At 75.3% G+C, this 13,112-nt stretch carries 11 protein-coding genes, 1 tRNA gene and 1 pseudogene; 2 read left to right on the top strand and 11 right to left on the bottom strand.

The features are described from left to right. Positions 1-780: 780 nt before the first annotated feature. From HYE82_RS02525 to HYE82_RS02540, 4 genes are all read right to left on the bottom strand, one after another. Positions 781-1,047, bottom strand: coding sequence for a GlsB/YeaQ/YmgE family stress response membrane protein (locus HYE82_RS02525; RefSeq protein WP_179172236.1), 267 nt, complete (start codon positions 1,045-1,047; stop codon positions 781-783). Positions 1,048-1,120: 73 nt separating this feature from the next. Next, positions 1,121-1,480 carry a hypothetical protein gene (locus HYE82_RS02530; protein ID WP_256986865.1) on the bottom strand — a complete coding sequence of 120 codons (360 nt, stop codon included), beginning with the start codon at positions 1,478-1,480 and terminating at the stop codon, positions 1,121-1,123. Continuing rightward, complete coding sequence (locus HYE82_RS02535; protein WP_179172237.1) at positions 1,477-2,361, bottom strand: hypothetical protein; 885 nt, start codon at positions 2,359-2,361, stop codon at positions 1,477-1,479. The genes HYE82_RS02530 and HYE82_RS02535 overlap by 4 nt, the downstream gene beginning before the upstream one ends. After that, on the bottom strand, positions 2,358-3,242 hold the full coding sequence (locus tag HYE82_RS02540; protein ID WP_179172238.1) for a phosphatase PAP2 family protein: 885 nt from the start codon (positions 3,240-3,242) through the stop codon (positions 2,358-2,360). The genes HYE82_RS02535 and HYE82_RS02540 overlap by 4 nt, the downstream gene beginning before the upstream one ends. A 216-nt stretch (positions 3,243-3,458) precedes the next feature. Between HYE82_RS02540 and HYE82_RS02545 the strand changes: the two are divergent. After that, positions 3,459-4,046, top strand: a pseudogene (locus tag HYE82_RS02545) (TetR/AcrR family transcriptional regulator); the annotation flags it as partial. Positions 4,047-4,330: 284 nt separating this feature from the next. On the opposite strand, the gene HYE82_RS02550 reads toward HYE82_RS02545, so the two are convergent. The 6 genes from HYE82_RS02550 to HYE82_RS02575 all read right to left on the bottom strand — a co-directional run bounded on the left by HYE82_RS02550 (position 4,331) and on the right by HYE82_RS02575 (position 10,490). Then, on the bottom strand, positions 4,331-4,885 hold the full coding sequence (locus HYE82_RS02550) for a TerD family protein (protein ID WP_179172240.1): 555 nt from the start codon (positions 4,883-4,885) through the stop codon (positions 4,331-4,333). Positions 4,886-5,013: 128 nt separating this feature from the next. Next, positions 5,014-6,210, bottom strand: a complete 1,197-nt coding sequence (locus HYE82_RS02555; RefSeq protein WP_179172241.1) for a VWA-like domain-containing protein — start codon at positions 6,208-6,210, stop codon at positions 5,014-5,016. A 5-nt stretch (positions 6,211-6,215) separates the two neighbouring features. Further along, entirely contained in the window at positions 6,216-7,406 is a 1,191-nt protein-coding gene (locus tag HYE82_RS02560; protein ID WP_179172242.1) for an AAA family ATPase, read from the bottom strand. Then, on the bottom strand, positions 7,403-9,223 hold the full coding sequence (locus HYE82_RS02565; protein ID WP_179172243.1) for an ankyrin repeat domain-containing protein: 1,821 nt from the start codon (positions 9,221-9,223) through the stop codon (positions 7,403-7,405). The genes HYE82_RS02560 and HYE82_RS02565 overlap by 4 nt, the downstream gene beginning before the upstream one ends. Next, positions 9,220-10,359, bottom strand: coding sequence for a gala protein (locus HYE82_RS02570; RefSeq protein WP_179172244.1), 1,140 nt, complete (start codon positions 10,357-10,359; stop codon positions 9,220-9,222). The genes HYE82_RS02565 and HYE82_RS02570 overlap by 4 nt, the downstream gene beginning before the upstream one ends. A gap of 58 nt (positions 10,360-10,417) precedes the next feature. Beyond that, positions 10,418-10,490: transfer RNA gene (locus tag HYE82_RS02575), tRNA-Arg, on the bottom strand. An 811-nt stretch (positions 10,491-11,301) separates the two neighbouring features. Between HYE82_RS02575 and HYE82_RS02580 the strand changes: the two genes are divergently transcribed. Then, complete coding sequence (locus tag HYE82_RS02580; protein WP_179172245.1) at positions 11,302-12,114, top strand: glutamate ABC transporter substrate-binding protein; 813 nt, start codon at positions 11,302-11,304, stop codon at positions 12,112-12,114. Between the two features lie 336 nt (positions 12,115-12,450). Here the strand turns inward: HYE82_RS02580 and HYE82_RS02585 are convergent, their stop codons facing one another. Beyond that, a complete protein-coding gene (locus HYE82_RS02585; RefSeq protein ID WP_179172246.1) occupies positions 12,451-13,017 on the bottom strand; it encodes a DJ-1/PfpI family protein in 567 nt (188 codons plus the stop codon). Between the last annotated feature and the right edge of the window lie 95 nt (positions 13,018-13,112).

Here is a 13,112-nt window from a genome sequence, read left to right on the forward strand (position 1 = left end):
GCGGGGGCCAGGGCGGCCGCGGCGAGCGCGAGCGCGCCGAGCAGGCCGGTGATCCGGTGTCGTGTCATGGCCCCGCAGTGAAGCCCGCCGGCGCCTCCCCGCGCCAGGCCCGCCGCGCGGGTCATGGCCGGATTCCGCCCCCTCCGCCGCCGGAGGGGCGTTCCTCGAACGGCGGGGCGGGTCCTGCACGCAGGGCGGGCGGGTCAGGCGGCCGACTGCCACCGGGCAGGACCACGACGCCGCGTCGTCCGCGTGCACCGTGTCCGCGGGGGGCGGCGGAAGACGCCACCGCCGGTGGTGACGGCGCCGGGGTCGAGCCCGCCGAGGGCGACGCTGTCGCGGACCGCGCCGTTGACGACCGGCGCGGCCCGGCCGTTGCGCTGCGCGGCCCCGGCGACGACTTCTCGGGGGGAGGGCGGTGCGCAGCGGGCCCCGGCCGTCGACGACGGCACCCCGGCCCGACTGTGGTCCGGATCGCGCGGCAGGGCATCGCCCCCGCGGGAGACGGTCCGCACCGGCCCGGCGACCGCCGGGTCCTGCCGCGGCGAGGTGGGTGCCGGACGGTCCGGGCCCGGGCCCGTCAGGCGGGCGCTCCCGGCCGATCGCGCACAGGACGTCCGCGGGCCGGACCCGGTCCTGGCCGAGGGCGTGGGCCGAGTCGGGTCGGGTCGGGTCGGGTCGGGTCGGCGGGCAGTGTCCGCACGTGCCGCCGGGGCTGCGGCAGCCGGCAGGCCGTCAGGTGGTGCGGCTCTTCGGCAAAGCGGCGGGCGGGCCGCCCGTTCAGTCGCGGGAGTGGCCGAAGAGGATCCGGTAGCCGATGAGCAGCACCAGCGAGCCGGCGATCGCCGAGCCCCAGGTGGCGGGGTCGTAGAACTCGTTGGCGATCGGCTTGTCCAGGAACTTCGCGGAGAGCCAGCCGCCGATGAACGCGCCGACGATGCCGATGAGGGTGGTGCCGATCACGCCCCCGGGGTCGCGGCCCGGCAGCAGGAGCTTGGCTATGGCGCCGGCGAGCAGCCCCAGGATGATCCAGCTGACGATCCCCATGCCGTTTTCACTCCGCTCTCCTGCTGCGTGGTCGGTCTCGGAAAGGAGGACGCGGGGAGGGGCGAAACGGTTCTCAGCCCCGGCGGGCCCGCGCGCAGGCGACCGCCGCGACGGCCACCGCGGCAGCGGCGAGGCCCCCGCGGGCGCGCCGGCAGCGCACCGCCGTGCCGTGCGAACCGGCGGCGAGCACCGACCGGTTCGACCGGTAGGACAGCACCGAGCGGTTCGACAGGGCGCTGAGCAGGGAGCCCGAGCTCAGCCAGGAGCCGGCGGAGCCGAGGCAGAGCGCGGAGCCGAGCGAGCCGACCGACAGCACACTGCCGACCGAGCCGATGGAGAGCACCGAGCCCACCGAACCGATGGACAGCACGGAGTTCTTGGACCACAGCGAGAGAAACGATCCGTCAGCAGCCGTGCCGGTCATGTGCCTCATGCGGTCATGCTGCCACACGGCCGGCCGCGGCGGGGGCCGCGGCGGGCTGGGTCCGCCCGCTGTCCCGGGGCCGTACGGGTCAGCAGCAGCACTCCTCGGGCCGCCGCCAGCGCGCCCGCGACCGCGAGCAGCAGGCCGACGGTGCCGCCTTGGAGGCGTTCGCCGAGCAGGACCATGCCGATCGCGGCCGCGGCCAGCGGGTTGGCCAGGTTGACCACGGCGAGGGGCGCGCCGAGTCCGCCCCGGTAGGCCCGCTGCGACAGCAGCATCCCGCCGACCGCGAAGACGGCGACGAGCCCTGCGACGGCGAGGACGCGCCCGCCGGGCAGCGGTCCTGCGCGACCGCCCGCCACCGCCACCGTCTGGGTCAGAGCGGAGGCGACGGCTGAGGCCAGCCCGGACGCGGTCGCGTGCCGCAGCCCCGAGCGCACCTCCCTGCGTACGGTCAGCAGGCCGATCGCGGCGGCGGTGGCGCCCGACACGGCGAGCGCCTCGGCCAGGGTGAGGGTGTCGTTCGGGGTCGGCCCGGAGGCCGGGAGCAGCAGCAGGCCGAGCCCGGCGACGGTGGCCAGGGTGCCCCGCCATTCGGTGGCGTCGACGCGGCGGCCGGCCCGGCGGGCGCCCATGGGGACGGCGGCGACGAGGGTGAGCGCCCCGAGCGGCTGGACCAGGGTGAGCGGCCCGTAGCGCAGGGCGGCGGCGTGCAGCAGCGCGGCGGCGGTGTTCAGGCCCGCGGACCACCACCAGGCGCCGTTGCCGAGCAGGGCGCGGGCGGTGCGGGCGGCGCCGGCGCGGGCGAGGCGCTCCTGCGCGACCGCGGCAGCCGCGTAGGCCGCGGCGGAGGCGAGGCAGAGCGCGACGGCGAGGACGGTGGCGTTCACCGGCCGGCTCCGGCCGGTTCGGCGGGCTCGGCCGACGCGGCCCGTTCTGCCCGCGCGGCCGCGCGGCGGGCCCGCGGCAGGTGCCGTACCGCGACACGCGGGCGGGAGGGGGCCTGCGGGCCGGGTACGGCGAGGAGTGCGGCGCCGAGCAGGGCGGCGGAGACGATCGCGTCGAGCCAGTAGTGGTTGGCCGTGCCGACGATGACGAGCAGGGTCAGCAGCGGGTGCAGCAGCCACAGCAGGTGCCACGGCGAGCGGGTCCGGCCGGCGGCGATCATGCCGAGGGCGAGCACCAGCGCCCACCCGAAGTGCAGCGAGGGCATGGCGGCGAACTGGTTGGCCAGGGTGTCGGCGGCGGGCGAGGCCCCGTACACGGAGGGCCCGTAGGCCTGCCCGGTGTCGACGAGGTGCGCGGCGGCCAGCATCCTCGGCGGGGCCAGCGGAAAGGCCAGGTGCAGGGCGAGGGCGGCGCCCGTCAGGACGGTGAGGACACGCCGGGCCCACCGGTAGTGGCGGGGTTTGCGCAGGTACAGCCAGACGAGGAAGAGCGCGGTGGCGGGGAAGTGCACGGCCGCGTAGTAGGTGTTGGCGGCGTGGACCAGGATGTCCCCGGCGGCGTCCCCGGTGGGCGCCCCGGTGTCTCCGGCGCCCTGGAGGAGCAGCCGCTGAATCGTTCCCTCACTTGGGAGGCGCAGGGCCCGCTCGGCGTCCCAGACCCGGGCGGCGTTCCCGAAGGCGTCGTCCGTACGGTCCGTCGAGAGCAGCCGGCCCGCCTTGTAGACGGCGAACAGCCCCGCGACGAGCAGCAGCTCGCGCAGGAGCCGGCGGCGCGCTGCCCCCCGGCCGCCCGTCGGCCCCGCAGGTGTCGTGTGGGAGGTCATTCCCCCGGTCTCGCTTCCTGTCATCGGTCCCGTAGCGGGGGCCGCCGTGTGCGGCGGCCCGGCGGTGGCGGGCGGCCGGTCCGGGCCCCCACCACCGAAACGCCAGTGTATCGATACGTTCACGTACCGATACGCCGGTGTACCGATACGCGGGCGTTCCTCTACACTTCGGTGACCGAAGCATCTGCCGCGGAGCCCCCGAGGAGAGCCGCACCCATGACGTCGACGCAGCCCGCCGGGCGCCGCTCCAAGATCACCCCCGAGCGGGTGCAGGAGTTCTACGACGCCGTCCTGGACGAGCTGCGCGAACACGGCTATGAGGCCCTGACCATGGAAGGTGTCGCCGCCCGGGCCTGCTGCGGCAAGTCGACGCTCTACCGGCAGTGGAAGACCAAGCCGCAACTGGTCGCGGCGGCTCTGCGCGCGCACCGGCAGGGCACCCTGGCCGCGGTCGACACCGGCTCCCTGGCCGGCGACCTGCGCGAGGCGGCCCGCATCGCCGCCGGCACCTCGGGGCGCGACACCCGCCTCACCCAGGCGCTCGGGCACGCGGTGCTCAGCGACGAGAAGCTCCAGGCGGCCCTGCGCGAGGCGCTGGTCGAGCCGGAGCTGGCCGCGTTCGCGGCGATGGCGGCGCGGGCGGTGGCACGCGGGGAGATCGCCCCGGACCATCCCGCCGTGGAGTTCCTGCCTGCGCAGCTCATGGGCGTACTGCGGATCCGGCCGGTGCTGGAGGGGCGGTACGCGGACGCGGACTACCTGGTGCGGTTCGTCGACGCGGCCCTGCTGCCCGCTCTGGGCCTGGCGGCCGACGCGGCACCCGGCGCCGACGCCGGCCCGCGGCAGGCACCCCCTGGCCGCCCGCAGCAGGCGTCCGAACCGGGCCCCGACCCGCAGCAGGCGCCCGAACCGGGCCCGGATACGGCTCCCTGAACCGGTGGGCCCCGTCACCGATGACCGGACGGGGGCCCGCCCCGCGCTGCCTCGTGGGGACGGCGGCAGCGCGCCGGCCGGACCGGGCGGCGGCCACCCGCGCGAGGGGCGGCGGCCGCCCGGTCCGCACGGCCGGCCCCTTCACCCCTGCCGGGTCAGTGCCGTTCGGCGCCCATCGCCCGGACGAACTCCTCCGCATCGGCGTCGAAGCCCTGTACGGCGGTGTCCAGCAGCCAGCAGCCCGCACCGTCGCGCGTGAACCGCGCGACCGTTGCCGCCGTGGCGTGCGGCACGGCCGCGAAGTCGGTGACCGCGAGGTCGCTGTGGCCCTCCCGGATCCGGACGCCCGTGCCCCCTATGGCGGCGAACGTCTTCCGGTGGCCGCCGCGCGGGCCCGCGTCCTGGATCAGCACGCCCACCACGACCCGCACCGACTCCGGCCGCATCCGGTCCAGTTCGAGGACCATCACCTCGTCGTGGCCGAAGCCCTGGCCGGTGCGGCTGTCGCGGTTGAGCGTGATGGTGCCGTCGGGCGAGCGGCTGCCGAAGTGGACGACCTGGACGGGCTGCCCGTACGGGTCGGCGGCGCCGTAGACCGCGGCCACGATGTCCAGGTCGTTCGGGGGCGTGCCCGCGGGGCTCGGGTCCCACCGCAGCGCGACCTCGACCTTCGCCAGGCTCTTGCGTACTCCGCTCGCCGAACCGCTCACCGAACTCCCCTTCCGCTTCTCGGGTGTTGTCCGGCCATGCTGTCATGCGGAGCGGCTCCGGCGCGGGTGACCGCATGTTCCCGGCCATGCGGGATCCGGGTGCGCGCCTCCGCTCCGGCGGCCGGCCCCTACGATCCGGGGCCGACCCGTACGGTCTCCACCCAGTCCGGGGGCTGCGGGGCCCCCTCGCCGATCAGCGCGGCGATCACCCTGCAGGAGGAGGGCTCGCCGGGCCATGGCGTGAAACCGTCGGTCAGCACGACGACGACGTCCGGCCGGTCCGCCGCCGCCAGCGCGGCACCGATCCCGACCCGCATGTCCGTTCCGCCGCCGCCTGCGAGCGCCACCTGGTCGACGCTGGTCACCCGGGCCACGGCCTGCACGTCCGCGTCACAGGCCAGCACCGCGACCCGGTTTCCGCCCACCCCCACCTCCCGCAGCACACCGGTCACTTCGGCGAGCGCGGCGGCCAGCTCGTCCTCCCCCATCGACCCCGAGGTGTCGATGACGACCGCGACCCGCGGCAGCGGCCGGCGCAGGCTGGGCAGCACCACCCGGCCGCCGAGGGCGGGCGTGCGGCGAGAGGGGCGCCGGTAGGTGTAGTCGACGGCTCCGGCCGCCCAGGCGGCGGCCTCCCGTACCGCGCCGGTCAGCGCGCGCCGCCAGTCGACGGTGGGCTCCAGCACCTCCGTCGCCCAGCGCTCCCAGCCGGCCGGGAGCGTGCCGCGGCTGCGCTGGTGGGCGCGCATGGCCTGCGCGGTCTGGCGCCGCAGCGCCTCGGCCTCGACCGGGCTGATCCGGGCGGTGCCGGCGGCATCGCCGAGCTCCCAGGGGGCGGGCATGCCGTGGGCGCCCGAGCCGCAGTCGATGCCGTGCCGCGGGGTGGGCGGGATCGACGGCAGGTACGCCTCGAACATGCCTCCGGTGGGCAGGCCGAACAACCCGGGCTCCATCCGCCCCTCGGGCAGCGCCAGCCCGTCGGCGAGGAGGTCGTCATTGATCTCGCAGTCCTCGGCGATGTTGATCCGGACCTGGTCGCCCTGGTCGGCGGCCGGGAGCCGACCGGCCCGGCCGTGGTGGTCGCGCAGCAGGTGGGCCACCTCGTGGATCCACACGCCGGCCAGTTCGGCCACGGGGGTCGCGTCGACGAAGGCGGGCGAGACGTAGCAGCGCCAGTGCCGGTCCACGCCCATGGTCGGGACGGCCGTCGAGGGGACGACGGTGAGCGCGTACAGGGCCGAGGCCAGGTAGGGCCGGGCCTCCGCCGCCCGGTAGCGGGCGGCGAGCAGCTTGGCCCGGTCGAGACGGGCCTGCTCCGCGTCCACGGCCGTCAGCCGCTGCCGGGCAGTGCGCCGGAGAGCTGGAGCAGTTCGACGAACGCGTCGATGCCGGAGGGCACCGGCCAGTCCAGGTCGCGCATCGCGGCGAGGTCGGCGGCGGCCCGCGCGGCCACGTCCGGCACGCCCGCGTCCACGGCCTTGGCGAGCACCGCCCAGCCGGCCTCCCAGCGCGGGCGGGTGAGCTCGCCCTGGACGGCCGCGACCACGGCGATGAGGAACGCCAGCTGCCGGTCGCCGCGTTCGGGCAGGGCGAAGGCGTCCGGATCGGCGAGCACCCGGTCCGGGTCGGGCAGGTCCAGGTTCTCCAGGTACGACAGCAGCTCGATGCCTGCGGCCTCGCCGACGGCCCCGGTGAGCGCGGTGGCCAGGGCCTCCCGGCCGGCTCCGGCCGCGTACCCGGTGGCCAGCAGCCGCAGCGCCATCTCCCAGGTGCGCGGGGAGGGCCAGGCGCGGCCGCGGCCCTCGGCCTCGTTCGGCATGTGGTGGACCAGGCCCGGCCGGGCGGTCAGGAAGCCGGAGACCACACCGCGGGCCCGGGCGACGGCGCCGGAGACGCGGGCCGGGTCCACGGCCGGGAGGGCGACCTCGGGCCAGGTGCCGGCCATGCCGCGGGCGACGGTGCGCGGGCTGTGGGTCCAGTCGAGGTGGACGAACCGGTTGGCCAGCGGCGGGCTGAGGTGCCAGCCGTCGGCGGCGCTGGAGGGCGGGTTGGCCGCGGCGACGATCCGCACCGACTCGGGCAGGGTGAGGCTGCCGACCCGGCGTTCGAGGACGACGCGCAGCAGGGCCGCCTGCACGGCGGGCGGCGCGGAGGACAGCTCGTCGAAGAAGAGCAGGCCGTGTCCGGTGCGGGCGAGGCGCACCGCCCAGTCCGGCGGCGCCATCGGCACACCGGTGGTCGCCGGGTCGTCCCCGACGATGGGCAGGCCGGCGAAGTCGGAGGGCTCGTGGACACTGGCGATGACCGTCTCCAGCCCGATGCCGAGGGCGTCGGCGAGCTGCTGCATGCCGGCGGACTTGCCGATGCCGGGCTCACCCCACAGCAGGACCGGCTGATTGGCCGTCACGGCCAGGCACAGGGCCTCCAGTTGAGGGTTGGCGGCGGGCTCCGTGCGGGTGGCGCGCAGCCGGGCGCCGAGGGCGTCTGCGGCCGCGAGGGGGCCGGGCGGCCGGGTGCTCATGCGTCCTCGTCGCTTTCGCTTTCCTCGTACTCGGCGTTCATGGCGTCACGCTCGTCCATGTACTCGTCGAGCCACTCGGAGCCGATGCCGGGGAACTCCTCCTCGACACGGGTGCGCAGGAAGGCGAGATCGGTGCGCTCGTAGCGGCGGATCACCTGGGCCAGCGACAGTTCCAGGTCGTCGATGACGTCGATCCGGGAGCCGGCCTCGATGAACGCCCGCACCAGGTCGGCGGAGCCGCCGTTCTGGACGGCCACCTGCAGCGGGGTGAGGCCGGCCTTCGTCGTGGTCTCCACGTCCAGTCCCGCCGCCAGCAGCCGCGGCAGCAGCACCGCGTGGTCCAGGAGGTGGAGCACGTGCATCAGGGTTTGCCCCCGCCGGTCGCGGACCCGCGGGTCCATGCCGGCGTCCAGCAGCGCGACGACTCCCGGGGTGTCGCCGTGCTGGGCGCGCAGGAACAGGTCGCGCATCTGTGCCCGCAGGGCACGCGGCAGCCGCCCCCCGCCCGTGGTCCAGTCGTGCTGCACGGCGAAGCAGCCGGCGACGGCGCCGCCGAACGCGCGCATGGCGCGCTCGCGCTGCTGCTCCTCCGCGGTGTGCGCCGGCAGGTCCAGTGCGCCGCCTTGGACGCGCACCCCGTGCCATTCGCCGCGGCAGCGCACCCGTACCGGCTGCGCCGGGGACGTTCCGGGCGGGCCGGACGCGGGGCCGGCCTCGGGGAAGAGGGCCTCGGCGACGAGGGGGTGCAGTTCGCGCGGGGTGATCCGGCCGGTGCGGACCAGTTCGAGGTCGGGCAGCCGCTTCCGGGCGAACACGGGCATCCTGGCGCTCTCCTGCGGCGTGTCCCAGCCCGTTGCGACGGCGGACAGGCGCATGCCGCGCGCGCCCACCGGCTCCACCACCAGGGCGCCGTACCACTGCACGGGAATCCGGAACCTGCTGTCTTCGCCCGCCTCCGCCAGACGGCGCACCTCCGCTTCGAGGCGGGCCAGGTCGAAGGCGTCGGTGGCCATCAGCTCCCGCGGGTCCACCGGACGGGCGTACTCCGACGTGGACTCGGGGACGGTCATGTCCCGGTCGGCGCCGACGGCTTCGTAGGCCGCGTCGTACTCACCGCGGGCCTGCAGCAGGGCGACCCACTCGGCGCGTGCGGCGGGGTCCGCCGGGCCGGGATCGGCGGTGGGCAGTTCCCCGGGGCCGAGCGGCGTGCCGTCCGGGCGGAAGAACGGCAGCCGGTCGGCGCCGCCGGTGAAGCGCTCGCGGAGTTCGGCGGTGTGCCGGGCGTCCCAGAGGGGTCGGGCGGCGATCCAGTTCTCGGGGGTGTAGCTCGCCCGGGGCGCGGGCGTGTCGACGAGATGGTTCTCCTCGAGGGGGTCCACGGGGGTGCAGCGCAGCCTCAGCCGCTGCGGCCCGTCGGTCATCGGGCCGGTGGTGACGGAGAGGACCGGCGCGTCGTGGCCGGTGCCGTAGCGGGCGAGCAGCACACGCGTCAAGCCGGCGTGGGTCGTACGGCCTCCCAGGAGGCGGGGCAGGTGCCAGCGCACCAGGTCCGGGGCCAGGTGGTGCAGGTCCTCCTCCACCGCCTCGGCGACCGGCCGGCCGTGCTCGGCGGCGATCTCGGGCAGGTCGAAGGTGATGTCGACGGCGGCGGCCGCGCAGGCGGCCCGCCAGTCGCCGGCGAGCCGGTGCCCGGTCGCACGCTCGATCATCCAGCCGGGCACGGCGTAGCGGCGGATGCGCTGCCAGGCCGGGCCGTCCTCGGGGAGGAAGCCGCCGGGCAGCCGGTCGAGGCCGCGGTTAACGGGGCGCGCGTTCATCGGTACACGCTCGTGATGGCGCTGAGGTCGGGGTGGGCGCCGCGGGCGGGGCGCAGCCGGCCGGCGAAGGAGCGCTTCACCTTGCGGGGCAGGCCGGGGCCGAGGCCCACGTACTCCAGGGGCGAGCCGTCGGGGACGGCGGCCAGCAGGCACTTCGCGCCGCGTCCGGTCAGTCCCGTGTGGCGCAGCTCCAGGCGGCGCAGCGGGCTGCCGGGCAGGGCGGCGGCAAGGGCGTACGCCCCTTCGTCGCCGGTGGTGTTGCCGGTGGAGCCGAGGCTGCGCTCGGACAGGGCCCGGCCGAGGTCGAGGGCTTCGATGCCGGCGAGGGCGTCGGCGAGGGCCCGGGCGCCGTCGGGGCCGATGCCGTTGCCGCCGAGGCCGAGGCGGACCGGGCGGGCGGGCTCGGCGGCCGCGGCGGCGGCCAGGACGGCGGTGCCCTCGTCGCCGAGGTGGTTGGCGGGGAGGTACAGCTCGCGGACTCCGGCGTCCCGGATGAGGGCGGCGAGCAGCGGGGCGTCGGCGGCGGTGAGGCCGTTGCCGCCGAGGAAGAGACGCTCCAACGGGGTCTCGCGGGTACGGAGGGCGTCGAGGAGGAGGCGTACGCCGTCGCTGCCGATGCCGGTGTTGACCAGGTCGAGGGTGCGCAGGGTGCGGTTGCGCCGGAGCAGGGCGGCCAGGGTCGCGGCGCCGTCGGCGAGGACCGGGTTCCGCTTGAGCCAGAGGGCCTTGACGGAGGTGTCGTCGGCGAGGGCGTCCGCGAGGGCGGCGACGCCGTCCGGCCCGATCCGGTTGCAGCCCAGGTAGAGGGTGTGCAGGCCGTGGCCGTCCCCGAGGGCGCCGGCGAGCGTGCGGGCCCCCTCGTCGCCGATGGAGTTGGTGCCGAGCAGGAGGTGCCGGGCGTGCGGGGAGCGGGCTGCGGCGGCTGCGACACGGGCCGCGCCGGCCGGCCCGAGGCCCTGCTTGCACAGGTCGACACGTCCGTCGGTGCGCAGGGTGCCGATGGTGAAGGCCTCGTCGGCCGCGACCTCCTCAGCCGCGGCGAGCCGCGCGAGCAGCGGGTCGAGACCGGCCGGGTCGGCGAGCGGCAGGTCGGGGTGCTCGATCGCAGGGCACCGCACGGGTATCGGCCGTGTCATCACCACTCCACCGGTTCCTTCGCCGGTGCCCGGCGTCCGCTACGACTTGAAGAAGACGCAAGACCGGTCGGATTCGAACCGACGTCCTCCAGCTCGATGCTAGGGCGCGACGACCTCTGCGCTACGGCCTTGCTGCCGAGATCATAGCGGGTTTCCGGCCAAAGTCGATCACCAGTTTGAATTCGTGGCCGAATGACTGCTGCCGGTGACGAACGGGCAGCCGTGACCGCGCGCTTCGCTTGGCGGGTGAGTGCTCCGCCTGACGGGTTGAGCGTCCTGCTCGGCGAGGTACCGCTCTCGCGCCCGGACGGGGGCGAGCGGCGCGAGTGGGGCTGCGCGCGTCCCGCCGGAGCGCTCAGCCGCGGCGGCGCGGGCCGCCCGGCCACAGCGGAGGCCGTCCGGCCGGGGCCGTCTCGGCAGCGCGAGGCGGTTCTGCGGGTCGCGGGCGAGCCGACCGGTCCACCGCTCGCCGGCGGCGGGCCCACGCCTTGTCGACGCCGACCCGGAGCGCGGCGGGCAGCGCCGCGCCGCCCTGGGCGAGCCATTGCGGCGGCACTGCGTCCGGGGCAGCCCTCGGCCCGGCACAGGGCACTGCGCCGAGGCCGGCCGCCTGGGCCACGACACCCGACGCCCGGTAGGCGCAATGTCCGAATGGATCCGACATTCACCCATTCGCCGATAAGCAGGCCCTTTCTGCCCACCCGCGCCGAACGCGGCGCCCCGTGCGCCCCTCTCCATCCCGTTCGCAGCCGTAATCGCCGCAGGAACGCCGGTCGAGCCGGATCGTTACCTCAAGTTTCGCTCAATTCCAGTGACACCGCGGCGGCGGCATTCCTAGCTTCCTCGTACACGCGTCTCGAACGCTTTTCACATTTCCGCGGTTCCGCGCGATCCGGTGATCCCGCTCCGCATGCCGCGACCCCCTAGGAAAGAGTGCACAACATGAGGGTTCCCAAGGCTGGTGCGATGGCCGTGGTCGTCGGCCTCGCCCTGACCGCCACCGGCTGCGGCGGCGACGAAGGCCCCAAGGGGACCCTGTCGGTCGGCATCAAGTTCGACCAGCCCGGTGTGGGCCTGCGCGAGACCGGTGGCACCTTCTCCGGCTTCGACGTGGACGTCGCCACCTACATCGCCAAGGAGCTCGGCTACAAGCCCGAGCAGATCGAGTTCAAGAAGGTCGACAGCTCCGACCGCGAGCTGCTGCTGCAGTACAACGAGGTCAAGTTCGTCGCCGCGAGCTACTCGATCAGCGACAAGCGCAAGGAGAAGGTCGACTTCGCCGGCCCGTACTTCACGGCCCACCAGGACCTCCTCGTCCGCGCCGACGACGCGACGATCACCAAGGCCGAGGACCTCAACAACAAGAAGCTCTGCTCGGTCTCCGGCTCCACCTCGGCGCAGAACGTCAAGGAGAAGCTGGCGCCGAAGGCGAGCCTGCTGGAGCTCGGCGGCTACTCGGAGTGCGTCATCGCCCTCCAGGACGGCCTCGTGGACGCCATGACCACCGACAACTCCATCCTCGCCGGTTACGCCGCCCATAAGGGCAACACCGGCAAGTTCAAGCTCATGGGGCTGAGCCTGAGCAACGAGAGCTACGGCATCGGCGTCAAGAAGGGCAACAAGGAGCTGGTCGACAAGGTCAACGCCGCCCTGAAGAAGATGGTCTCGGACGGGTCCTGGGACGCGGCCGTGAAGAAGAACTTCGGACCGGCCTACCGCAACGAGCCCGCTCCGCAGATCACGACGGGCAGCTGACGGCGCCCTACGCGGTGGCGGGGTCCGGCCGGTCGGCGTCGAAGGCGGCGTTGACCGCCCACGGGCGCCCGCCGCGCACCGCCGCCGCCGTCGGCCCGTCGAACCGCCGGTCGGTGGTCCGCTCCACGAAGCGGCCCGCCGGCCGTCCGCGCCGATGAACCTGCGCCGGGCCGGGGATCCGGTCACGGCGTGTCCTTTCGACCGCCGCGCGGACAGCGGTGGCCGGTGCCGCTTCGGGAAGATCCTGCCCGCCGCGGCACGCCACCGCCGTCCCGTCAGTCCCCGGCCCGGACCTTCACGAGCAGAGGGGGAACGCCCCCTTCGCCGCCGCCGGGATCAGGCCACCGGGGCCTCGACGGCGAGTACCTTCAGGAACTCGCGCATCCACGCCGGGTGGTCGGGCCAGGCCCGCGCCGAGACCAGCTTGTCGTCGACGACGGCCTCGGCGTCCTCGAAGTCGGCGCCGGCCGCCTTCATGTCCAGTTGGAGCGCCGGGTACGCGGTCACCCGCCGACCGTCCAGCGAGCCGGTCGCCGCGGTGATCAGCGGGCCGTGGCAGATCTGGGCGATCGGCTTGCCGGAGGCGGCGAAGGCGCCCAGGATCCGCTGCACGTCCTCGTTGTTGCGCAGGTACTCCGGCGCCCTGCCGCCCGGTACCACGACGGCCGCGTACTGCTCCGGGTCCACGTCGGCGAAGGCCACGTCGGCGGGCCAGGAGTAGCCCGGCTTCTCGGTGTAGGTGTCGAAGCCGTCCTCGAAGTCGTGCACGACGAACCGCAGCCGCTTCACCGCGGGCGCCGCGATGTGGACCTCGTACCCCTCCTCGCGCAGGCGCTGGTACGGGTAGAGGACCTCCAGCGCCTCCGCCGCGTCGCCGGTCACGATGAGGATCTTCGCTGTCATGGGCTGCTCCCGGTAGGGGTGTTCGCACGATCGTGGTCTTCGTGTCCGCCCGGTCCTTGCCGGGCCCCGCGCCACACTGCCCGTGCTCCGGGCTC

This window comes from Streptomyces sp. BR123 (genome assembly GCF_013401435.1).
Classification (GTDB): domain Bacteria; phylum Actinomycetota; class Actinomycetes; order Streptomycetales; family Streptomycetaceae; genus Streptomyces.